The following is a 21,746-nucleotide window of genomic DNA, read 5'->3' on the forward strand; positions in this document are numbered from 1 at the left end:
CAGGTCATGCCCCGGCGGCGTCCACGACGGAGCCCGCCACCGAGACCACGAGCCGGCCCACGACGGCGGGCAGCACCGGCGGGCTGAGCGGTGCCGCCGCCGCCCGAGCCGCCCTGCAGGCGAGCCGGCGCCCGGCCGCGGAGCCTGACCCCGAGCCCGTGCGTGTCACCGAGACGGCGCCCGCCGCCGAGCCGGAGCAGGAGCCCGCGGACGTCGAGCCGGTCGAGGCCGCTGCGCCCATCGAGCCGGAGCCCGCGGAGGCCGACGCGGCCGAGCCCGCCCCCTCCGTCGAGGAACCGGCGGCGGACGAGCAGGTCGAGCCCGCGGGGTCCGTCGAGCACGGTCCGGCAGCCTCCGTGGAGCCGGAGCCGGAGCCGGACGTCGAGCCGGAACCGGAGCCCGCGCCGGTCGTCGAGTCGGAGCCCGTGGCGCCGGCTGTCACGTCGGAGGTGGTCCGGAGGCGCTGGCGCGAGGTCCTGGCCGCCATCCAGAGCCCGCAGGCCGCCGCGTTCCTCGGCGAGAACGCCCAGGTGAAGAGCCTCGAGGGCGACGTACTGCGGCTCGGGTTCGCGCCGGCCGTCGTCGGGCTGGCGCGCCGCGGGCGGCCGGAGACCATCTCGGACGCCGTCTACCAGGCGCTCGGGATCGCCGTGCGGGTCGAGATCGTCGAGAACGAGCCCGGCCCGCGGCCGCGGGAGGCGGGCAGCAGCGCTTCTGCGGCGTCCGAGCCGGGCGGCGACGCTCCCGAGGAGCCCGACGTCTCCGTGCGCCGTGACGGCCCTGCGCGGCCCGGTGTCCCTTCGGCCGGCGAGGGTCGGTCCGGCGGTGGTGTCACGGGTGCCGGCCCGGGGGCGAGCCCCCGGGCCTCCGCCACCACGGTCGCGGCGAGCGACCCGCGCCCGCACGCGGCCGTCGCGGTCGTCGACCCGCCTGCGCCGCAGGGGCCCTCGCGACAGGCCCCGCAGCCGCAGGCGTCGCAGGTCGCCTCGATCGACGAGGCCGACGCCGCCTGGCTCGCGGGCGTCTCCCTGCACGAGCCCCCGCCCGACGACGAGCCCGAGCCGCCGCTCGACGAGCCGGCCGCCGCGACCCCCGTCCGTCCGGCGCCGCGACCCGCGCCCGAGGCCGCGCCGAGCCCGCAGGTCGCGAGCGCGCGCGCACCGGCCGCACAGACCGCTCCGTCGGCGTCCGCCGCGGCCCCGCCCGCGCGCGAGACGCCGCGGCAGGCCGCCGAGCGCCGGGTGCGCGAGGCGCAGCAGTCGGAGGGTCGGTCGACGGGCCGGTCGACGTGGGCGCCCGCGTCCGGCGGGAACCCCGCGGACGACGAGCCCTCCGCCGACGACCCCGACATCACGTCCACGGGGATGGTCGGCGTGCAGCTCGTGGTGCAGGTGCTGGACGGCAAGATCATCGAGGAGATCGCGGAGCAGCCCTGACATGACCAGCCATACCGGAAGCACCACCCCCGGAGGCGCCACCACGCTGCACATCGTCGCGGCCGTCATCGTGCGCGACGACGGCCGTGCGCTGCTCGTGCGCAAGCGCGGCACGACGGCGTTCATGCAGGTGGGCGGCAAGATCGAGCCCGGCGAGGAGCCGGTCGCCGCGCTCGTGCGGGAGTGCGCGGAGGAGATCGGGCTCGTCGTCGACCCCGACGCGGCCCGACCGCTCGGCCGCCGTGCCGCCGTCGCCGCCAACGAGCCGGACCACGTGGTCGACGCGCACGTCTTCGAGGTCGCCCTGCCCGCCGGGTTCGCCGTCGAGACGCGCGCCGAGCTCGAGGAGCACGCCTGGGTCGACCCAGCCGCGCCGGTCGCGCCGCACCCGCTCGCGCCGTTGTCCGCGGACCTCATGGCCGACGTCGCCGCCCGATGAGCTCGGGGCCGCGCCGCGGCGCGATCCACCACGTCGAGCTCTGGGTGCCGGACCTCTCGCGCGCCGTGCGCTCCTGGGGCTGGCTCCTCGGCGAGCTCGGCTACCGCCCGCACCAGTCGTGGGAGCACGGGCGATCGTGGCTGCTGGACGACGGCTACGTCGTGGTCGAGCAGAGCCCGGCGCTCTCCGCCGCCACCCACGACCGGCGCCGCCCGGGCCTGAACCACCTCGCCCTGCACGCCGGGTCCCGCGCGCAGCTCGTCGCGGCCGCACCCGCGCACGGGTGGACGCTGCTCTACGCGGACCGGCATCCGTACGCCGGCGGCCCCGGCCACCACGCTGCCTATCTCGAGGACGCGGACGGCTTCGAGGCCGAGCTCGTCGCAGACTGACCGCGCCGGGCCGGCACTACCTCGCGCGGACCGGTACTACCTCGCGAGAGCCCGAACTACCTCGGCAGGGCGGCGCGCAGGTCGCCCAGCCAGCCGGCGAGGTTGGCCACGGAGTCGGGCATGAACGGCACCTCGTCGAGCATCCGCAAGAAGCGGGCGGGCGCCACCCACGCGCCCCAGGCGACCTCCTCGGGCTGCCAGGTGACGGGTCCGTCGTAGGTGCACTCGTAGAGGAACTCGCGCATCCGCGTGCGGTCGTCGGCATAGTCGGCGAACCCGAGCGGCACCAGCTCCACGCCGGTGACACCGAGCTCCTCCGCCAGCTCGCGGCGCGCGGACTCCAGCGGGTCCTCCCCGGCGCGCAGCACGCCGCCCGCGCAGAAGTCGTAGCGACCGGGATACAGGTCCTTCGTGTCGGTGCGGCGGTGCACGTACACCTCGCCGGCGCCGTTGCGCACCACCACGGCGGTGGCCGCGTGCCGCAGGTTCTCCGCGCGCACCCGGGACCGCGGCGCCGCCCCGCACGGGCGCCCCGCCTCGTCGTACAGCGCCACGACCTCGTCAGCGGACCCGTCCATGCGAGCATCCTGCCGCACCGGTCGCCCCGGCATGACAGATGTCACGACGCACCCGTGCGCGCCTCACGGAACCCGGTGACGGGTGGCACTACCTGCGACGACACCCCGCCGCGAGGGTGGAGGCATGACTTCGGAACCCATCGTCCACGTCCGCGGGGCACGCCGCCGGTACGGCACGTTCGAGGCCGTCCGCGGGGTCGACCTCGACGTCCACCGCGGGGAGCTCGTCGCCCTGCTCGGCACCAACGGCGCGGGCAAGACGTCGTTCGTCGAGCTGGTCGAGGGGCTCGCGCCCGCCTCGGGCGGCACGGTCCGGGTGCTCGGTCGCGACCCGTACCGCGAGCGGCGGCACGTCGTCGGCTCGCTCGGGATCATGCTGCAGAGCGCCGGGTTCTCCGGCGACCTCACCGTCGCGGAGACGGCGCGCACCTGGGCCGGCACCCTGTCCCGCCCACGCCCGGTCGCCGACGTCCTCGCCGCCGTCGGGCTGGAGCACCGCGCCGACGTGCGCGTCGCCAGCCTCTCGGGCGGGGAGAAGCGCCGCCTGGACCTGGCGCTCGCGACGATGGGCGACCCCGAGCTCCTCTTCCTCGACGAGCCCACGACCGGCCTCGACCCGGAGAGCCGCCGCGCCACCTGGGCGCTGGTGCAGGGCATGCTCGACGCCGGCACCACGGTGCTGCTCACCACGCACTACCTGGAGGAGGCGGAGCAGCTCGCCGACCGCATCGCGATCATGCAGGCCGGCCGGGTGGTGCGGACCGGGTCGGTCGCCGACGTCGTCGCCGCGGAGCCCGCTCGCGTCGAGGCCGTGGTGCGCAACGAGGCCGGCCGGGCCGTCACCCCGGCCGTCACGGACCTGCCCGCGCTGGCCGGCGTCGTCGGCGTCCCCGACGTGGACCGCACGGGCCGCCTGCGGCTGCGCACCACGCGCCTGCAGGACGACCTGCTCACCCTGCTGCAGTGGGCCGACGCCCGGCGCCTGCGGCTCGACGACCTCGATGCCCGCGCGGCGTCTCTCGAGCAGGCGTTCCTCGCCCTCGACGACGCCGCTGCGGGCGCGCCCGGCCCGACCCGCACGACCGACACGGAGGCAGCGGCATGACCACCACGACCACCACCCCCGCCCCTCGCCGGGACACGACGGGCACGGGCGGCGGCGCCCGCCGTGTCGCCGCCCTCGCCCGCGCGGAGCTGCGCCTGCTGGTGCGCAACCGCACCGCGCTGTTCAACGCGCTCGCGCTGCCGCCGATGACGGTGGCGCTGTTCGCCGCCCTCGGCACGGTCGGCGACGGCGGTGCCCCCGCCGCGACGGCCACCCTGCTGCTGAACCTGCTGACGTTCATGGCGCTCGCGTTCGTCGTCTACTACAACCTCACGGTCGCGTTCGTGGCCCGGCGCGAGGAGCTGGTGCTCAAGCGCTACCTGGTGGGCGAGTGCTCCCGGGGGGAGATCCTGGTCGGTACGGCCGTCCCGGCGGTCGTGGTGGCGCTGGCGCAGACGGTGCTGGGGATCGTCGCGGTGTCGGTGTTCCTCGCCCCGCCCGCATTCGTCAACCCGCTGCTCGTGGTGGTGGCCGTGCTCGGCGGGGCCGCGATGCTCACGCTGTTGGCCGCCGCGACGTCCGGGCTGTCCCGGACCGTGGAGTCCGCGCAGCTCACCACGCTTCCGCTGCTCATTGTCGCGATCCCGTTCGCCGGCCTCTTCGGCGCGCCCGGCGCGTCGAGCGGAGTGCTCGACACGATCGGCACGTTCACCCCGCTGCGCCCGATCACCGACCTCATGCTCCTCGGCGCCGGCGGGATCGACGGCGACGGCCAGGTGGTGACGTTCGCGGAGACGTTCGGCGCCGCCGCGGTGCCCGTCGTCGTGCTCGCGGCGTGGACCGCGCTCGGCGTGCTCGCCTCCCGGCGGTGGATGCGGTGGGAGCCGCGGCGGTGACCCACCCGCGTGGCAGGCTGGCCCCGTGACGACCGACCGGCCGACCGCGGTGCCGCGCACCGGCGGTGCTCGCGGGGTCGAGCTGTACACGCGCGTGAGCCTGTACATGTTCGTGCTCCTCGAGCCGTTCTTCTCCCTCTACGCGGTGGCGGCGCTGTCCCGGCTCGGGGTGACACCGTCGGCCGGCGGCGCCGCCGCCCTCGTGGTCCTGGTGCTCACGCACACCGGCCTGTGCCTGGCCGCGGTGCACACCGGGTTCGACCGGGCGTTGTGGTCCGGCCGGCGGCCGCGTCCCGTCGTCGTCGCCCTCCTGCTCGCGACCGTCGCCGTCGCCGTGGCGGCGGTGGCGGTGCTCCCCGCCCTGGCCGGCGGGGGCCTGGGCGACGATCCGCGCGGCCTGATGATCGGGGTGTGCGGCGCGGCAGCCTGCGGTGCGCTCGCCGTCGCGAGCCGGTACCGGCGGGTGGTGCTCGCCGGGATCGTCGTCGGGGCGGTGGTCGCCGTCCTCCGGGTGCTCGCGGGCGTCGAGCCCGTCGCGGCCTCGGTCCTCGCCGGCGCGGTGGTCTTCGTCTTCACCATGTTCTGGGGCGGCACGGTGCGGATGTCGATGTGGATGGTCGAGGTCGTGCGTCGGCTCGACGACGCCCGCGGGGTCGCGGCGCGACTCGCCGTCGCGGAGGAGCGGCTGCGCATCGCCCGCGACATGCACGACGTCGTCGGGCGGGCCCTGTCCGCCGTGGCCGTGAAGTCGGAGCTGGCCGCGGCGCTGGCCCGGCGCGGCGACCCGCGCGGCGCGGACCAGATGGACGAGGTGCGCACCCTCGCGCAGGAGTCGCTGCGCGAGGTGCGCGGCGTCGTCGCCGGCTACCGCAGCGCGAACCTGGCCACGGAGCTCGACGGCGCGCGGTCGGTCCTGCGGGCGGCGGGCGTCTCGGTGCGGGTCGTCGGCGACGTGCCCGACCTCGCGGCCCCGCAGGCCGAGGCCCTGGCGTGGGTGGTGCGCGAGGGCGTCACCAACATCGTGCGGCACTCCGACGCCCGCGAGGCCCGCATCGACCTCGCCGACCTCCGCAGGCCCGCCGGTCGCGGCGCACCCGAGCTGGCGCTCACGGTCACCAACGACGGCGTCCGCGCCACCACGTCGGCCCCCGACGGAGGGGGAGCGGGGCTCGTCGGGCTGCGCGAGCGCCTGGCGGCGGTGGGCGGGGCGCTCGACGCCGAGGCGCGCGGCGACCGGTTCGTGCTCACCGCCCGCGTGCCCGCCCCCGGGCCCGCTCCAGAGGACCCCGACCCGACCCGAGAGGCCGCCGCATGATCCGCGTCGTGCTCGCCGACGACGAGACCCTGATCCGCGACGCCGTCGCACAGCTCCTCGACCTGGAGGCCGACCTGGAAGTCGCGGCGGTGGCCGGGAGCGGCCCCGAGGCGGTCGCCGCGATCGAGCGGCACCGGCCCGACGTGGCGGTGCTCGACCTGCAGATGCCCGGGTTCGACGGCATCGAGGTCGCGGAGCGGGTGCGGTCGGCGGTGCCGGGGTGCGGCGTCGTCGTGGTCACGAGCCACGGGCGGCCCGGGCACCTCAAGAAGGCGCTCGCCGTCGGGGTGCGCGGGTTCCTCCCGAAGTCGGCGTCCGCGGTGGTGCTGGCGGCGGCCGTCCGGCAGGTGGCCGACGGCGGCCGGTACGTGGACCCCGAGCTCGCCGCCGACGCCATCTCCGCGGGCGACTCGCCCCTGACCGCCCGGGAGGCGGACGTGCTCGAGCTCGCGGCGGACGGCGCGCCGGTCGAGGAGATCGCGGAGCGCGCCGCGCTGGCGCCCGGCACGGTGCGGAACTACCTGTCCTCGGCGGTGGCGAAGCTCGGCGTCGCCAACCGGCACGAGGCAGCGCGTCTCGCGCGCGCCCAGGGATGGGTCTGAGCGTCGGCGGCGGCCCGTAGGCTGGACCCTTGTGTACGAGGGCGCAGTCCAGGACCTGATCGACGAGCTCGGCCGCCTCCCCGGCGTCGGGCCCAAGAGCGCGCAGCGCATCGCGTTCCACCTGCTCGCGGCGGACGCGGCCGACGTGCGCCGGCTCGCCGACGCGCTCACCGAGGTCAAGGCGCGCGTGCAGTTCTGCGAGACGTGCGGCAACGTCGCCGAGTCGGAGCGGTGCCGCATCTGCGCCGACCCGCGCCGCTCCGACGACGTGATCTGCGTGGTCGAGGAGCCCAAGGACGTCGTCGCGATCGAGCGCACCCGCGAGTTCCGCGGCAGGTACCACGTGCTCGGCGGCGCCATCAACCCGATCGAGAACGTCGGCCCCGACGACCTGCGCATCAGCCAGCTCATGACCCGCCTGGCCGACGGCGCCGTCACCGAGGTCATCCTCGCCACCGACCCGAACATCGAGGGCGAGGCGACGGCCACGTACCTGTCGCGGCTCATCGCCCCCATGGGCGTCACGGTCTCCCGTCTGGCCAGCGGCCTGCCCGTCGGGGGAGACTTGGAGTACGCGGACGAGGTGACCCTCGGTCGCGCGTTCGAGGGCCGGCGGGTCGTCGGCGGCTGACCTGCCGCGACGCCCGCGACGGGCACCGACCGGCTTGACCGACGCCGCCACCGCGGCAGGAGGGGGCAGCACCGTGGGGGAGATCGAGGCGGGATCGGAGTTCCGGGACGTCGCCGAGCAGATGTCCGCTCAGGCGCGCGTGTTCCTGTCGACGACGACGCAGGTCGCGTCCGGCGCCGCACCCGGCGCGGAGATCGCGCTGCTCATCCTCGCGACGTCCGACCTGCTGTCCGCGGGCGCGCGCCTCGCCGCCATCGTGGACGTCGTCCCCGCCGAGCGGTGGGAGCCCGACGCCGGTCCCGAGACCGACGTCGACCCGCTGCGCGACGCCCTCGCGAAGATGTTCGACGGCTTCGACGACTACGTCGAGGTGTCGGACCCGGCGCTGAGCGCCGACGTCGCGCCCGCCACGCTGTCCGGCGACCTGGCGTGCGTCGCCGAGGAGATCGCCAAGGGCCTGCAGCACTTCGACGACGGCCACGAGCTCGAGGGCCTGTGGTGGTGGCAGTTCAGCTACCTGTCGTCGTGGGGCGAGCGCGCGTCGTCGGCGCTGCGCGTGCTGCAGGGCGTGCTGGCGCACCTGCGCCTCGACGTCGCGGACGACGTCGCCGCCGAGGCGGAGTACGACGCGCTCCACTCCTGAGCGTCCCTGAGGGAGCGCGGCGCGGCGTGCGAGGATTCCTCGCGTGCCCGACCTCGACACCCTCACCATCGTGCTGCTCGTGCTGGCCGGGCTCACGGCCGGCTGGGTCGACGCCGTCGTGGGCGGCGGCGGCCTGATCCAGCTGCCGGCGCTGCTGCTGGTGCCGGGCATCTCGCCCGTGCAGGCGCTGGCCACGAACAAGCTCGGTTCGATCATGGGCACGTCCACCAGCGCCGTGACGTACTACCGGCGCGTGGGCCCCGACCTCACGACGGCGGGCCCGATGGCGCTCGCCGCGCTGGCGGGGGCCTTCGGCGGCGCCGCGCTGGCGAGCCGCATCCCCGCCGACCTGTTCAAGCCGATCATCCTCGTCGTGCTGATCGGCGTGGCGACGTACACGGTGCTCAAGCCGAAGCTGGGCGCGCACGACAACCTGCGCTGGGAGGGCAACCGGCACCGCTGGACGGCCGCCGGCATCGGCCTCGTCATCGGCGCGTACGACGGCCTGCTCGGCCCGGGCACGGGCACGTTCCTCGTCATCGCGCTGGTGAGCGTGCTGGGCTACGCCTTCCTGCCGGCGTCCGCGCTGGCCAAGATCGTCAACTTCGCCACGAACCTGGGCGCGCTGCTGTTCTTCGTGCCGCACGGCGCCGTGCTGTGGGGGCTGGGGCTGATGATCGGCGCGGCGAACCTCGTGGGCGCGTACGTCGGGGCGCGCATGGCGGTGGCGAAGGGCAGCGCGTTCGTTCGCGTCATCTTCGTGGTCGTGGTGGGCGCGCTGATCGTGAAGCTCGGCTACGACGTCGTCACCGGGGCCTAGCGGTGCGAGGGACCCGCCGGGAACTCGTTCAGCAGCGCTGAGGTGACCTTCACGTCCCGCAGCTCGCTCCAGCCGACCTCGCGGGTGAGCCGCCACCAGGCGTCCCTGGTGGAAATGCGCTCCCTCCGGCCGTCGCGGATCCGGTAGAGGATGCCCGTGTGCTCGGACCTCGCGAAGTGCGAGATGGACTCGATGTCGAAGGCGTTCTTGGCCGCGTCGGGGATCCGGGGGTCGCTGCAGTCGCCACCCCAGTGCCGCACGGTGCTGCAGGCGGTCGCCCACATGAGATCGCCGTTGCCGTCGAGCATGACGTAGCGGCCGGACGGCACCCGGGCCCAGCGGGTGTCGAAGTCGGTGCCCCGCTTCAGGCTCGTGAGGAACGTGTAGCTCGCGTACGAGGCCCGGCCGAGCCGCTTCGCCAGCGCCCCGCGGGCCGCCGTGCTGGTGATGAGGTGCCGCGTGCCGCCGGAGACGAACCAGACCTCGCCGCGCGGGACGTGGGGCCGGTACTCGATGAGGTAGCCGGTGCTCCTGTTCCAGAGGTGCTTCCACTTGGCCTGGTCGTTCTCGACCTTGCTGCGGATCTCGGTCATGCGCTGGTAGATCGAGACGCCGGGGCAGGCGGTGCTGGCGACGTCGCGGTGCCCGGAGATCCGGGCCTCGCGCGAGCCGTCGAGGGTGGTGTAGCCGCGGGCGGGCACACCGTGCAGGGCGAGCTTCCACGCCAGCAGGTCGATGACGCCGCGGACGGCCGCGTGGCTGACGGTGGCCTGCTGGTAGTTGCCGAGGACCGACACGCCGACGGTCTCGTCGTTCACCCCCAGGGCGTGCGCCCCGACGATCTCGAGCTCGACGCCGCCCGCGCGCCCCTCCCAGATGCGGCCCCACTTGTCGACGAGGAAGTTGTAGCCGATGTCGCCCCAGCCGCGGGTCTTCGCGTGGTACGTGTAGATGCCGCGGATGATCGAGGGCACCTGCGAGGACGTGTAGCTGTTGGTGCCGGCGGTGTGGTGGACGATCGCGCCCTTGACGTCACCCTGCCGAGGGGTCCAGGTCATGAGGGACTCGTCCGCGCCCCAGTCGGCCCGGGAGCGGATGGCGGGGCCGTCGTGCTGGTCCCCGGTCGCTACGGTGCTCGGCAGCCGCACGACGCCGCCGGCGCTCATCCCGAACGGGGTGGAGGCGTCGGCCGCCCCGTCGGAGGCCGCTCGGTCCACCGCCCCCTCGCCGGGGTCGATCACGACCAGCTCGACGCCTGTGACGTCCTCGGCGGCCACGCCCTCGACGGACACCTCGACCCGGTCGACGTCCCCGACGACGAGGGGCGCGGACCCGCCCGAGGCCGCCTCGGGGTCGAGCGCCTCGACCTCCATCGGGCTCCAGGGCGACCAGGTGGCTCCTGCGTCGTCGGAGGTGCGGGCCGCGATGGTCAGGTCGGCGTCGGCGGAGCCGGACCACGTGACGCCGACGGTCGCGAACCCGCTGACGTCGGAGGCGGCGGTGACGACGTCGCCACCGGTCGTGGCCTGCGCCGAGCCCGAGCCCGGGCCCGAGCTCCGACCCGAGCGCGGGGTCGGGGCAGCGGCGTCGGGGACCTTCGCCCGCGTCGTCTCGATGGTGGCCTCGACGGCGGACGGGTCGTCGCTCGCGGTGGTCGCGGGGGCCGTCGTGGCGGACGACGGGAGGTGCTGCGAGGCCAGGGCCACGGGGGTCCCGGTGGCGGCGAGCGCCAGGCTCACGGCGGTGGCGGCAGCAGCTCTCCAGCGGTGTGCTGTCATCGGTCGGTCTCCCGGCACGGGTCGGAGGCGGACCACGCCAACATAGGCCGGTTCGTGCCTTCGCGCGGCCCGGAGCGCGCGCCGACCTGCCCGGCCGCCCGATGCCGGGCTCCGGGACCTCCTGGGGCCACGATGCGAGACGGCGACGGTGGGGCCGCCCGGACGGCACGTACCATCGACGGGCAAGCACAAGCCCCGGCGGACCGTTGAGAGAGACGGAGGCCGGCCAGCAGAAGGTTGTGACATGGCACTTGTCGTGCAGAAATACGGCGGATCATCCGTCTCCGACGCCCACAGCATCAAGCGTGTGGCGAAGCGGATCGCCGCGACCAAGCGAGCGGGGAACGACGTCGTCGTCGTGGTGAGCGCCATGGGCGACACCACCGACGAGCTCCTCGACCTCGCCGGGCAGATCACCCCCCTCCCACCGCAGCGCGAGCTGGACATCCTCCTCACCTCGGGCGAGCGCATCTCGATGTCCCTGCTCGCGATGGCGATCACGAACCTCGGGGTCAAGGCGAAGTCCTTCACCGGCCAGCAGGCCGGCCTCATGACCGACGCGGTGCACGGCCGCGCGCGGCTCGTGGACGTGGTGCCGCACCGCATCCGCGAGACGGTGGAGAAGGGGCAGGTCGCGATCGTCGCGGGCTTCCAGGGGGTCAGCTCCACCAACGACGTGACGACGCTCGGCCGCGGCGGGTCGGACACGACGGCGGTCGCGCTCGCGGCCGGCCTCGACGCCGACGTCTGCGAGATCTACACCGACGTCGACGGCGTGTTCACCGCCGACCCGCGCATCGTCCCGAGCGCCCGCAAGATCGACCGCGTCACCTACGAGGAGATGCTCGAGCTCGCGGCGTCCGGCGCGAAGGTCCTGGCCCTGCGTGCCGTGGAGTACGCGCGCCGCTACGACGTGCCCGTGCACGTGCGCAGCTCGTTCAGCAACACCACCGGCACCCTCGTCACCGGCACGCACGGCGACGCGATCGACCCGAACGCCCCGGCGGCCGAGCAGGAGGAAACCCAGATGGAAGCCCCGATCATCTCCGGCGTCGCGCACGACCGCAGCGAGGCCAAGATCACCGTCGTCGGCGTGCCGGACAAGCCCGGCACCGCCGCCCGCATCTTCGAGGTCGTGGCCGGCGCGGGCGCGAACATCGACATGATCGTGCAGAACGTCTCGGCCGCCCACACCGGGCTCACGGACATCTCCTTCACGCTGCCGCACGCCGACAGCCCCGGCACCCTGGCCGCGCTCAACGCGCTGCAGGAGGAGCTCGGGTTCGCGTCGCTGCAGTACGACGACCAGATCGGCAAGCTGTCGCTGGTCGGTGCGGGGATGAAGTCGCACCCCGGCGTCTCGGCGCGCCTGTTCGGCGCCCTGCGCGACGCGGGCATCAACATCGAGATGATCTCCACCTCGGAGATCCGCATCTCGGTGGTCACCCGGGAGGACGCCCTGGACGACGCCGTGCGCGCCATCCACACCGCGTTCGACCTGGACTCCGCCGACGGCGAGGCCGTCGTCTACGCCGGAACCGGGCGGTGACGCGCTGATGGTCCAGATCAACGAGTCCGGGATCAACGTCGCCGTCGTCGGCGCCACCGGCCAGGTCGGCGGGGTCCTGCGTCGCCTCCTCGTGGAGCGCGCCTTCCCGGTCAAGGAGCTGCGGTTCTTCGCCTCGGCGCGCTCGGCGGGCAGCACGCTGCCGTTCGAGGGCGTGGACGTCGTCGTGGAGGACGTCGCGGCCACGGCCACCGACGACCTCGCGGACGTCGACGTCGCGATCTTCTCGGCCGGCGGCGGCACGTCGCGCGAGCACGCGCCCCGGTTCGCCGAGGCAGGCGCCGTCGTCATCGACAACTCGTCCGCGTGGCGCCTCGACCCCGAGGTGCCGCTGGTCGTCTCCGAGGTGAACCCGGAGGCGGTCGCCGACGCCGCCAAGGGCATCGTCGCGAACCCGAACTGCACCACGATGGCCGCGATGCCGGTGCTCAAGCCGCTGGCCGACGAGGCCGGTCTGGAGCGGCTGCGCGTCGCGACCTACCAGGCGGTGTCCGGCTCTGGCCTGGGCGGGGTGCGGGAGCTCGCCGACCAGGCGCGTGCCGCCGTGGCCGGCGACCTCGAGGGGCTGGCGCACTCGGGCGGGGCGGTGACGTTCCCTGAGCCCGAAAAGTACGTCGCGCCCATCGCGTTCGACGTGCTGCCGCTCGCGGGCAACCTCGTGGACGACGGCTCCGGCGAGACGGACGAGGAGCAGAAGCTCCGCAACGAGTCCCGCAAGATCCTCGGCCTGCCCGACCTGGCCGTCGCGGGGACGTGCGTCCGCGTGCCGGTGTTCACCGGGCACTCGCTGGCGATCCACGCCGAGTTCGGCGCCGCGATCACGCCCGAGCGGGCCCGCGAGCTGCTGGCCGCCGCGCCCGGCGTCGAGCTGGCCGACGTCCCCACGCCGCTGCAGGCGGCGGGCGCCGACCCGTCGTTCGTCGGGCGCATCCGCACCGACCAGTCCGTGCCCGGCGGGCGCGGCCTCGTGCTGTTCGTCTCGAACGACAACCTGCGCAAGGGCGCGGCGCTCAACGCCGTCCAGATCGCGGAGATCGTCGCCGCCGACCTGGCCGAGCTCGACGCCCTCGACGACGTCGACGCGGCGGAGGCTGCCCCCACCCCGGCCGCCGGCTGAGGCGACCCGAGACTGCCGAGGTAGTGCGAGCCGTGCCGAGGTAGTACGAGGGCCGTGGTGAGCGTCGCTCACCACGGCCCTTCGTCGTGCGCGGCGTCGTCGAGGAGGTCGGCCAGGTCGGCCCCCGCCCGCAGGAGCGCCACGGACCGGACGGCGATCCGGTCTAGGCGCGCCCGCAGGGCCGCCTCGGCGTCCGCGGTGTCGCCGAGCCCGCGCAGCGCGGCGATGACGTCGCGGAGCGCGGTGATGCCGTACCCCGCGCCCCGCAGGGCGGCGACCACGCGGGCGGCGGCGACCGCGGGCTCGCCGTAGACACGCGCTCGGAGCGAACCCACGCGCTCGGGCTCCAGCAGCGCCTCGGCCTCCCAGTGCCGCAGCGTGGACGTGCGCACGCCGAGCGCGTCGGCGAGCTCGGTGATCGTCATGCTGCTCCCGGGGGAGGGGGGCGCGGGTTCGGCCCGGATCGTGTCGAGCCCCGCGAGCGCCTGGAGGGTCTGGGCCCGCTCGGCCGCGAGCCCGGCGTGCAGGTCGTCGACCGCGGCGGCCGCGTCGACGAGAGTCGCACCCCGGAGATCGATCATGGTGCGTCGTGCGATGACCGGCCCGACCGCGGCGGCGAGGCCGCGGTAGGCGCTCGCGGCGCGGACGTGGCGCGGGCCGTAGACGCGGTACCCGTTCCGCTCGCGGCGGGCGGGCGGCAGCACGCCGAGCCGCTCGAGGTCGCGCACCTGCTGCACGGAGTAGCCGGCGGCGCGGGCGACGTCGACGGTGCGCAGCGGACGGTCCATCCTTACCCCACAGAAGCACTTCAAGGTCACGCTTGAACCATGACGATACCGACGAGCATGGATCAGATCATCGGAACGGTGCGGGGCCTCGAGGGGGTGCTCGTCCTCGAGCCGCGCCCGGGCGACGGCACCCCGGAGATCGCGTGGGGCGACGCGTTCTTCTACTACGCGCCCGACGGCGAGGTGCCCACGACCGTGCAGCCGTACGGCACGATCGTCACGAAGAACTACCCCGGCGACGCCGGCTGCGACCTCGACCGGCCCGACCGCTGGCGGGTCAACGTGCACGTCGGCCGCGACCGGGCGCGCGAGCTCGTCGGCGGCGGGGAGCCGGCGGACGTCGACGTGCTGCTCCCGCACCCGCTGTACGGCGACCTGGGGTGGGTGTGCGTGGTGAACCCGGCCGAGCGGACGACGCCCCTGGTCCTCGACCTGCTGCGCGTCGCCCACGCCGCCGCCCGGCGGCGGTACGAGCGGCGCCGCGGGCTCTCCTGAGCGCCGGCCCCGGGCGGCGAGGAGGCGGCGCACCTCCTTCACTGGAGAGATGCCGTGGACCGCGGACACCTGGTCCAGCCTCGCGTTCGTCGTCGCGGGCGCCTGGATCCTCGGGACGGCGCGCCGGGGCGGCGCGGGTGCCTCGCACCGCGCCGCGCTCGGCGCTCTCGCGGTGCTGATCGGCGTCGGCTCGATGGTGCAGCACGGACCGGCGCCGTCGTGGAACCCCGTCGTGCACGACCCGCCCCTGCTGGGCGCGTACGCGCTCGTCGCGGCGGACGCCGTCGCCGACCTCACCGGGCGACGGCTGCGCCCCTGGTGGTGGCTCGCCCCGACGCTGGCCGACGTCGTGCTCGCCGCCCGGTGGCCGGAGGCGTCGATCGGCGCGCAGGGCGCTACCGCGGCCGTCGCGGTCGTCGCCGTGCTGCTGCGCGCCCGGGCCCGGCCGCGACCGAGGCCCCGCCTGCTCCTGGCGCTGGCCGTGCTGGGGGTCGGCACCCTCGCAGGGATGCTCTCGCACCCCGCCTGGCACGTGCTCGCGGCGACCGCGATCGCGCTGGTCGCGCCCGCCGTCGGGCGCCGCGCCGCGCCGTGAGGGAGCACGACCTCGCCGAGAGGGGTTGCGCGTCCACGTGGGTCTATGGTTCATTAGTCGAGTAATGAACCCCAGAACTACTGAACCTGCGTGAGGAGGCCCGCGTGTTCGACGGTCCCGAACCCATCTACGTGCAGATCGCCCAGATGATCCGCGCGCAGGTGCTCGCCGGTGAGCTCGCGGAGGAGGAGCAGGTCATGTCGACCACTCAGTTCGCCACGACGTTCCGCATCAACCCCGCCACCGCCGCCAAGGCCTTCACCGGCCTGGTGGACGAGGGCGTCCTGTACAAGCGCCGTGGCCTGGGCATGTTCGTCGCCCCCGGGGCGCGTGAGCGGCTGCTGGACCAGCACCGCAAGGCGTACTTCGACGACGTGCTCGGCCCGGCGCTCGCCCAGGCCGACCTGCTCGGCATCCCGACCGACGACCTGGTCGCGTACGTCCTCGGCACCGACCGCCGGAAGCCCGGCGGCCCCACGACCACCACGGAGGAGCCATGACCCCCGCACCCTTCGGCGCCCGTCTCGACGACGTCGTCGTCCGGTTCGGAGCCCAGCGCCGCCTGACCGTCGACGGCGCGGCCGTCAAGGACGAGGCCGGCACCGCCCTCGACGGCGTGACCCTGGACCTGCGGCCCGGCGTCATCACGGGCCTGCTCGGCCGCAACGGCGCCGGCAAGTCCACGCTGCTCACGCTGCTCGCCGCGTTCAACCGGCCCACCGAGGGCACGGTCCGCGTCGGCGCGGGCGACCTGCTCGAGGACCCGTGGGAGAACCCGTGGGTCACCGCCAACGTGCAGCTGGTGCGCGAGAGTGGCGACCTGATGGACGACGACAAGGTCTCGGAGACGCTCAAGTACTACGCCGACCTGCGCCCGTACTGGGACGCCGACCTGGCCGCGCGGCTGCTCGACACGTTCGAGGTGGACCCCCGCAAGAAGCCGACCGCGCTGTCGCGCGGCAAGCGGTCCGCCGTCGGCGCCACGATCGGCCTCGCGGCGCGCGCCCCGCTGACGATCCTCGACGAGGTCTACCTCGGCATGGACGCCCCCACGCGGTACGCGTTCTACGACGAGATCCTCGCGGACTACGCCGAGCACCCGCGCACCATCCTGCTGTCCAGCCACCTGGTGGAGGAGGTCGAGCGCCTCTTCGAGGACGTCGTCGTGCTGCACCGCGGCACGGTGCTCCTCGCGGAGACCGCGGAGGAGATGCAGTCCCGCGGGTTCAGCCTCACGGGGCCCGTCGCCGCGGTCGAGGAGCTCGCCCGCGGCCGCCGCGAGCTGCACCGGCAGCGCCTGGGCGCGACCGTGCAGGTCACGATCGAGGGCGCGCCCGACGACGGCACGGCGGCCGCGGCCCGCGCGGCCGGCGTCGAGCTCGGGTCCCTGCCGCTGCAGGACCTGTTCGTGCGCCTCACCCAGCCGGAGGCCTCGCGCGGGACGGAGGCACGGCGATGAGCGCCGCCGTCGTCACGCGCGCCGAGCGCGACGCCTTCACGGCCCGGGCGCACGCGCGGGCGGTCCGGCGCGTGCTGCGGTACGTCGGCCAGGTGATGCTGGTCATCGGGGGCGGGTTCTGGGCGATCTTCCTCGTCTCCACCGTCGCCGTGCCGCTGGTCGTGCGCCAGGCGGGCGGCGTGATGGGCGGGGGAGCGATGACGGGCGCCGAGTACGCGGCGCCGTGGTTCGCGCTCTCCCTGGGCCTGATCGCCGTCGCCGCCCTCGTCGTCCCGCACCTCGCCGCGGGCGGCACCCGTCGGTCGCTGTTCACCGGCGCGGTGGTCGCCGCCCTCGTCGCGGGCGTCGCCTACGGCGCCGCGTACGCGCTGCTGGTGCTCGTCGAGCGGGCCCTCTTCGGCGCCCTCGGGTGGGAGTGGGAGCAGCTGGGGAGCGGGCTGGACGCCGGCGGCGCCTGGCTCGCCGTCACCTCCGCGGGCGAGGCGATCACCGTCGTCGTGTACGCCCTGGTCGGCATGGCCGCCCAGGCCTCCTACCGGACGTGCGGCGTGTGGCGCGGCACGCTGCTCCTGCTGCCCGGCCTGGTGCTGCTGGTGCTCGTGGACCACGCCACCCGCAACGGGGCGTTCGCGGACGCGTTCGGCGCGCTCGGGATGGGCGGGGACGGCGCGCCCGCCGCGCTCGGGCTGCTGCAGGCGCTCGTCGTGCTGGCGCTGGCCGTCGGCTGGACGTGGTGGCAGCTGCGCACCCTGCGACTGAGGCCGACGAGGTGAGCGCGATGACGACCTCGACAGCTCTCGCGACGCCCGGCCGCGCGCACCACCAGGCCGCGACCCGCGTCGCCCGCCGCCGCTTCCTGCGCGCGCTCCTCCTCGCCGGCCTGTGGTTCTGGGCGGGCTGGGCCCTGCTGGTGCTCTGCCTCCCGGTGATCGTCGAGCGCTGGGGCGGCGAGGCGGACGGCCTCACCTACGACGCCGCCGGCGGGCCCGTCCGCTGGGTCGCCTTCGCCGTCGGCGTCGTGGTCACCGCGGGCACGCTCACCGTGCACGTCGCGGCCGGGGGCACGCGCCGGTCGTTCGTCGACGGCGGGCTGCGCGCCGCGGCCGTCGCCGGCCCGGTCCTCGCCGTCCTCGGCGTGCTCCTCACGCTCGGCGAGCGCGCCGTCTACGAGCGGCTCGGCCGGTACTGGCAGGGCCCCTCCGCGGCGCTGGGCGTCGACTCCCCGACCGGGATCGTCGTCCAGGTCGCGGGCGAGGCGCTCGTCGTCGTCACCTACCTGCTGGTCGGCGTGGCCGTGGTCGCCGGCTACCGGCGCCTCGGCGCCTGGCGCGGCACCCTGCTCGTCCTGCCGCTCCTGGTGCCGGCCGCGCTGGCGGACGTCGCCACCCGCACCGGCCTGTTCGCGCTCGGGCTGCGCGGCGGGTACGACGACGTCGTCCTCGGCGTCGTCGGCACCGTCGGCGGCGCGCTCGCCGCGGCCGCGCTGGCCACCGCCGTCGCGAGCCGCATGCTCCACCCCGTCCCGTTCCGACCCTGACGCACCACCCCCGCCCCACCCGAGTAGAGAAGCGAAGGAGACCCGAGATGGCAGAGCCCATCGTGGAGGTCCGCAACCTCCGCAAGACGTACGGACCGAAGGTGGCCGTGGACGACGTGTCGTTCGCCGTCCAGCCCGGCGAGATCTTCGGCATCCTCGGCCCCAACGGGGCCGGCAAGACGACCACCGTGGAGACGCTCGCCGGCCTGCGGCAGGCCGACGGCGGTGCCGTGCGCGTGCGCGGCATCGACACGCAGCGCGACCCGGCGGCCGTCAAGGACATCCTCGGCGTGCAGCTCCAGGAGGCCACGCTGCACGACAAGATCACCGTGGGCGAGGCGCTGCGGCTGTTCGCCGGCTTCTACGCCGACCCCGCGGACCCCGCCGAGCTGCTGCGGCTGCTGGACCTCACCGAGCACGCCGACAAGCAGTTCGCGAAGCTGTCCGGCGGCCAGAAGCAGCGGCTGTCGATCGCGCTCGCGCTCGTCGGCAACCCGGAGATCGCCATCCTCGACGAGCTCACCACCGGCCTCGACCCGCAGGCGCGGCGCGCCACGTGGGACCTCGTAGAGCGTGTGCGGGCCACGGGAGTGACGATCCTGCTGGTCACCCACTTCATGGAGGAGGCCGAGCGGCTCTGCGACCGGCTCGTCGTCATCGACGCCGGGCGGGTCGTCGCCGAGGGGACGCCGTCGGAGCTGATCGACGGCCTGGAGGACGGCCGCACCGTCGTGGTGCGGTTCGCCCCCGAGGACGCGGGCCGTGGCGCCGCCGTGCTGGCGGACCTGGCCGAGCGGCACCCCGACGTCCGGCAGGTGGAGCCCGTGGGCGACGGCGCGGAGGTCGCCGTGACCGGGTCGCGGCGCGTGCTCTTCGCCGTGGTGCCCACCCTCGCCGAGGCCGACCTGGTGCCGGACGACGTCCGCACCGTCACCCGGACGCTCGAGGACGTGTTCCTCGCCGTCACGGGGCGCACCTACACGTCCGAGGAGCTCACGGAAGGAGCCCCACGATGACCGCCACGACCGCCACCGCCCTCCGCCCCCGACGACGCAGCCCCTGGGCCGGCTTCGGCCTGCTGCTGCGCACCGAGACCGCGGTCTGGCTCCGCGACGCCTCGTCGGTGTTCTTCGGGGTCCTCTTCCCGACGGTGCTCCTCGTCGGCGTGGGCTTCGGCATCCCCGGGATGCGGGAGCCGATGACCACCGACGTGCCGCCGGGCTCCGCCTGGTACGGCGTGACGCCGATCGCGACCTACCTTCCGACGGTGCTCGCCATGTCGATCGGCACCCTCGCCGTCCTGTCGCTGCCGGTCACCTTCGCCACCTTCCGCGACAAGGGCGTGCTGCGCCGCCTGTCCACCACCCCGATGCGTCCGCAGGCGCTGATCGTGGCCCACCTGACCATCAACGTCGTCACGACGCTGGTGGGCGCCGGTCTCGCGCTCGTCGTCGCACAGCTCGCCTTCGGCCTGGTGCGGCCGGAGCAGCTCGGCGTGGTGCTCGGCGCGTTCGTGCTCGGGATCCTCTCGATGTTCTCGCTGGGCATGCTGCTGGCCGCGGTGGTGAGCAAGCCCTCGACGGCGAACGCCGTCGGGTCGCTGGTCTACTTCCCGCTGCTGTTCCTCGCGGGGCTGTGGACGCCGGGCCCGATCATGCCCGAGGTCGTGCGTCAGATCGGCCAGTTCACCCCCATGGGGGCGGCGGCGCAGGCCATGGACGCCGGCTGGTTCGGCGACGGGTTCCCGATGCTGCAGTACGTCGTCATGGCGGCGTGGACCGTGGTGCTGCTGCCGCTCGCTGCGCGGCTGTTCCGCTGGTCCTGACGCCGTCCGGCGGTAGGGTCCCGGTCCATGCGCACAGTGGCGGAGCTGGCCGGCAAGTGGTTCGCGGTGCTCGTGGTGCTGGGCGGGGTGGCGGGGCTGCTGGCCCCGACCGCCCTCGCCCCCATCGCGGACCAGACGCCCCTGTTCCTCGGGATCATCATGTTCGGGATGGGGCTCACGCTGCGGGGCTCCGACTTCGGGCTCGTCGTGCGGCGGCCCTGGGCGGTGCTGCTCGGCGTGGTCGCGCAGTTCACGGTCATGCCCCTGCTCGCCTGGGGGATCGGGCACCTGTTCGGGCTCGAGGGCGAGGCGATGATCGGCATGATCCTCGTCGGCGCCGCCCCCGGCGGGACGGCGTCGAACGTCATCGTGTACCTGGCCAAGGGCGACACGGCCCTCTCGGTCACGCTGACCTCCGTGTCCACGCTGCTGGCACCGCTGCTCACCCCGGCGCTCGTGCTGTGGCTCGCCGGCTCGCAGCTCGACGTCACGTACGGCGCGCTCGTCACGTCCATCGTGCAGATCGTGCTGTTCCCCGTGCTGGCCGGCCTGCTGGTGCGGGCCTTCGCGGGCGGGCTGGTCGAGCGGTACATGCTGCCGTACCTGCCGCTGGTGTCCGTCCTCGGGATCGTCGTCGTGGTCGCGGGGATCGTCGCCGCGAACGCCGACGCCGTGCTCAGCACCGGCATCCTCGTGGCGCTCGCCGTCATCCTGCACAACGGCCTCGGCCTGCTGCTCGGGTACGGGGTGGCCACGGCGGCCCGGCTGGACGAGGCCGCCCGCCGCGCGGTGAGCGTCGAGGTGGGGATGCAGAACTCCGGCCTCGCGGCCAGTCTCGCCACCACGTACTTCACGCCGGCGGCGGCCCTGCCCGCCGCGCTGTTCTCCGTGTGGCACAACGTCTCGGGCTCCGCGCTCGCGTCGTTCTGGGCCCGGCGTCCCGTCGTCGCGGACGACCGGCGGGCGGCCGAGGGGGCGTCTACCCTGCAGCCGTGAGGCCGTTCCTGTTCCTCGGGACCCGTGCGGAGGACGCCGCGGCCGACGGCGAGTACGACGCCGTCCTGCGCTACTCCGGGCTGACCGCCGCGTCCCTGCGGCGCGTGCGGCTCGAGCGGGAGCCGCTGCCGCCCGTCGACCTGGACGGCCTGTCCGGGGTGATCGTCGGCGGTGGGCCGTTCAACTCCTCCGACCCGGAGGACGAGAAGTCCGCCGTCCAGCACCGCGTGGAGCGGGAGATGGCGGCCCTGCTCGACGTGCTCGTCGAGCGGGACTTCCCGTTCCTCGGCGCCTGCTACGGCGTCGGGACGCTCGGCACCCACGAGGGCGGCGTCGTCGACCGCACCTACGCCGAGCCGGTCGGCCCGGCCGAGATCGAGCTGACGCCCGAGGGCCTGGCCGACCCGCTGCTCGCGGGGATGCCGGCCCGGTTCACCGCGTACCTGGGCCACAAGGAGGCGGTGCGCGAGCTGCCGCCGTCGGCCACCCTGCTGGCCCGCTCCGCCGATGCGCCGGTGCAGATGTTCCGCGTGCGCCGGAACCTGTACGCCACCCAGTTCCACCCCGAGCTGGACCTGGCGGGCATCGAGCAGCGGGTCGAGGTGTACCGCACGTACGGGTACTTCCCGCCCGAGGAGGGCGACCGCATCGTCGCACGGTCCCGCGCGCACCGCGTCACCGAGCCGATGAAGATCCTGCCGAACTTCGTGTCCCGCTACGCCCGACCCGCGAGATAGAGAAGGCAGGTCCGCGAGATAGAGAGGCCCGGACGGGACCGCAGGCGTGCGGTCC

General features: G+C 74.9%; 24 protein-coding genes and 1 pseudogene. 22 read left to right on the forward strand and 3 right to left on the reverse strand.

All coding sequences use genetic code 11. The annotated features are described in order from the left end of the window. From ACFUVW_RS09050 to ACFUVW_RS09060, 3 genes and pseudogenes are all read left to right on the forward strand, one after another. Nucleotides 1–1,436: pseudogene (locus ACFUVW_RS09050) on the forward strand (hypothetical protein); the annotation flags it as partial. A gap of 1 nt (nt 1,437) precedes the next feature. Beyond that, on the forward strand, nt 1,438–1,875 hold the full coding sequence (locus ACFUVW_RS09055) for an NUDIX domain-containing protein (RefSeq protein WP_430570998.1): 438 nt from the start codon (nt 1,438–1,440) through the stop codon (nt 1,873–1,875). Continuing rightward, nucleotides 1,872–2,267 carry a VOC family protein gene (locus ACFUVW_RS09060; RefSeq protein ID WP_430570999.1) on the forward strand — a complete coding sequence of 132 codons (396 nt, stop codon included), beginning with the start codon at nt 1,872–1,874 and terminating at the stop codon, nt 2,265–2,267. Before ACFUVW_RS09055 ends, ACFUVW_RS09060 begins: the two co-directional genes overlap by 4 nt. A 56-nt stretch (nt 2,268–2,323) precedes the next feature. On the opposite strand, the gene ACFUVW_RS09065 is transcribed toward ACFUVW_RS09060, so the two are convergent. Continuing rightward, entirely contained in the window at nt 2,324–2,845 is a 522-nt protein-coding gene (locus ACFUVW_RS09065; RefSeq protein ID WP_430571000.1) for an NUDIX hydrolase, read from the reverse strand. A 124-nt stretch (nt 2,846–2,969) separates the two neighbouring features. Here ACFUVW_RS09065 and ACFUVW_RS09070 point away from each other — a divergent pair, with 124 nt between their 5' ends. From ACFUVW_RS09070 to ACFUVW_RS09100, 7 genes are all read left to right on the forward strand, one after another. Further along, nucleotides 2,970–3,950 (forward strand): ABC transporter ATP-binding protein, encoded by a 981-nt coding sequence (locus ACFUVW_RS09070; protein ID WP_430571001.1) that lies wholly within the window; start codon nt 2,970–2,972, stop codon nt 3,948–3,950. After that, on the forward strand, nt 3,947–4,786 hold the full coding sequence (locus ACFUVW_RS09075; protein WP_429734087.1) for an ABC transporter permease: 840 nt from the start codon (nt 3,947–3,949) through the stop codon (nt 4,784–4,786). Before ACFUVW_RS09070 ends, ACFUVW_RS09075 begins: the two co-directional genes overlap by 4 nt. 25 nt (nt 4,787–4,811) lie before the next feature. Next, nucleotides 4,812–6,101 (forward strand): sensor histidine kinase, encoded by a 1,290-nt coding sequence (locus tag ACFUVW_RS09080; RefSeq protein WP_430571002.1) that lies wholly within the window; start codon nt 4,812–4,814, stop codon nt 6,099–6,101. Beyond that, nucleotides 6,098–6,703: a response regulator gene (locus ACFUVW_RS09085; protein ID WP_430571003.1), complete on the forward strand. Its 606-nt coding sequence runs from the start codon at nt 6,098–6,100 to the stop codon at nt 6,701–6,703. Before ACFUVW_RS09080 ends, ACFUVW_RS09085 begins: the two co-directional genes overlap by 4 nt. Nucleotides 6,704–6,734: 31 nt before the next feature. Further along, nucleotides 6,735–7,334, forward strand: coding sequence for a recombination mediator RecR (gene recR, locus ACFUVW_RS09090; RefSeq protein WP_430571004.1), 600 nt, complete (start codon nt 6,735–6,737; stop codon nt 7,332–7,334). Between the two features lie 73 nt (nt 7,335–7,407). Beyond that, on the forward strand, nt 7,408–7,977 hold the full coding sequence (locus ACFUVW_RS09095; protein ID WP_430571005.1) for a DUF5063 domain-containing protein: 570 nt from the start codon (nt 7,408–7,410) through the stop codon (nt 7,975–7,977). A gap of 43 nt (nt 7,978–8,020) precedes the next feature. Beyond that, on the forward strand, nt 8,021–8,797 hold the full coding sequence (locus ACFUVW_RS09100) for a TSUP family transporter (RefSeq protein WP_430571006.1): 777 nt from the start codon (nt 8,021–8,023) through the stop codon (nt 8,795–8,797). Here ACFUVW_RS09100 and ACFUVW_RS09105 read toward each other — a convergent pair. Continuing rightward, complete coding sequence (locus ACFUVW_RS09105; RefSeq protein ID WP_430571007.1) at nt 8,794–10,575, reverse strand: peptidoglycan recognition protein; 1,782 nt, start codon at nt 10,573–10,575, stop codon at nt 8,794–8,796. The genes ACFUVW_RS09100 and ACFUVW_RS09105 overlap by 4 nt on opposite strands. Before the next feature lie 244 nt (nt 10,576–10,819). Between ACFUVW_RS09105 and ACFUVW_RS09110 the strand changes: the two genes are divergently transcribed. Both ACFUVW_RS09110 and ACFUVW_RS09115 read left to right on the forward strand, forming a co-directional pair. Next, the gene (locus ACFUVW_RS09110) at nt 10,820–12,124 is read left to right on the forward strand and encodes an aspartate kinase (protein ID WP_430571008.1); all 1,305 of its coding nucleotides are present in this window, start codon (nt 10,820–10,822) and stop codon (nt 12,122–12,124) included. A 7-nt stretch (nt 12,125–12,131) separates the two neighbouring features. Then, nucleotides 12,132–13,259, forward strand: a complete 1,128-nt coding sequence (locus ACFUVW_RS09115) for an aspartate-semialdehyde dehydrogenase (RefSeq protein WP_430571009.1) — start codon at nt 12,132–12,134, stop codon at nt 13,257–13,259. A gap of 68 nt (nt 13,260–13,327) precedes the next feature. Here ACFUVW_RS09115 and ACFUVW_RS09120 read toward each other — a convergent pair whose 3' ends face one another. Then, nucleotides 13,328–14,047 (reverse strand): MerR family transcriptional regulator, encoded by a 720-nt coding sequence (locus tag ACFUVW_RS09120; RefSeq protein ID WP_430571010.1) that lies wholly within the window; start codon nt 14,045–14,047, stop codon nt 13,328–13,330. Nucleotides 14,048–14,086: 39 nt separating this feature from the next. Between ACFUVW_RS09120 and ACFUVW_RS09125 the strand changes: the two genes are divergently transcribed. The 10 genes from ACFUVW_RS09125 to ACFUVW_RS09170 all read left to right on the forward strand — a co-directional run bounded on the left by ACFUVW_RS09125 (nt 14,087) and on the right by ACFUVW_RS09170 (nt 21,691). After that, nucleotides 14,087–14,542, forward strand: coding sequence for a DUF6194 family protein (locus ACFUVW_RS09125; protein WP_430571011.1), 456 nt, complete (start codon nt 14,087–14,089; stop codon nt 14,540–14,542). Between the two features lie 49 nt (nt 14,543–14,591). After that, complete coding sequence (locus ACFUVW_RS09130) at nt 14,592–15,137, forward strand: hypothetical protein (protein WP_430571012.1); 546 nt, start codon at nt 14,592–14,594, stop codon at nt 15,135–15,137. A 104-nt stretch (nt 15,138–15,241) separates the two neighbouring features. Beyond that, on the forward strand, nt 15,242–15,637 hold the full coding sequence (locus ACFUVW_RS09135) for a GntR family transcriptional regulator (RefSeq protein ID WP_430571013.1): 396 nt from the start codon (nt 15,242–15,244) through the stop codon (nt 15,635–15,637). After that, nucleotides 15,634–16,596 (forward strand): ATP-binding cassette domain-containing protein, encoded by a 963-nt coding sequence (locus ACFUVW_RS09140; RefSeq protein ID WP_430571014.1) that lies wholly within the window; start codon nt 15,634–15,636, stop codon nt 16,594–16,596. The genes ACFUVW_RS09135 and ACFUVW_RS09140 overlap by 4 nt, the downstream gene beginning before the upstream one ends. After that, the gene (locus ACFUVW_RS09145; protein ID WP_430571015.1) at nt 16,593–17,369 is read left to right on the forward strand and encodes a hypothetical protein; all 777 of its coding nucleotides are present in this window, start codon (nt 16,593–16,595) and stop codon (nt 17,367–17,369) included. Before ACFUVW_RS09140 ends, ACFUVW_RS09145 begins: the two co-directional genes overlap by 4 nt. Nucleotides 17,370–17,374: 5 nt before the next feature. Then, entirely contained in the window at nt 17,375–18,133 is a 759-nt protein-coding gene (locus tag ACFUVW_RS09150; protein WP_430571016.1) for a hypothetical protein, read from the forward strand. A 47-nt stretch (nt 18,134–18,180) separates the two neighbouring features. Next, complete coding sequence (locus ACFUVW_RS09155) at nt 18,181–19,149, forward strand: ABC transporter ATP-binding protein (protein ID WP_430571017.1); 969 nt, start codon at nt 18,181–18,183, stop codon at nt 19,147–19,149. After that, on the forward strand, nt 19,146–19,958 hold the full coding sequence (locus ACFUVW_RS09160) for an ABC transporter permease (protein ID WP_430571018.1): 813 nt from the start codon (nt 19,146–19,148) through the stop codon (nt 19,956–19,958). Before ACFUVW_RS09155 ends, ACFUVW_RS09160 begins: the two co-directional genes overlap by 4 nt. A gap of 27 nt (nt 19,959–19,985) precedes the next feature. Next, nucleotides 19,986–20,954 (forward strand): bile acid:sodium symporter family protein, encoded by a 969-nt coding sequence (locus ACFUVW_RS09165; RefSeq protein ID WP_430571019.1) that lies wholly within the window; start codon nt 19,986–19,988, stop codon nt 20,952–20,954. Then, nucleotides 20,951–21,691: a glutamine amidotransferase gene (locus ACFUVW_RS09170; protein ID WP_430571020.1), complete on the forward strand. Its 741-nt coding sequence runs from the start codon at nt 20,951–20,953 to the stop codon at nt 21,689–21,691. The genes ACFUVW_RS09165 and ACFUVW_RS09170 overlap by 4 nt, the downstream gene beginning before the upstream one ends. Nucleotides 21,692–21,746 lie beyond the last annotated feature (55 nt).

The sequence above is a fragment of the Isoptericola sp. NPDC057391 genome (assembly GCF_042668085.1).
GTDB lineage: Bacteria > Actinomycetota > Actinomycetes > Actinomycetales > Cellulomonadaceae > Isoptericola.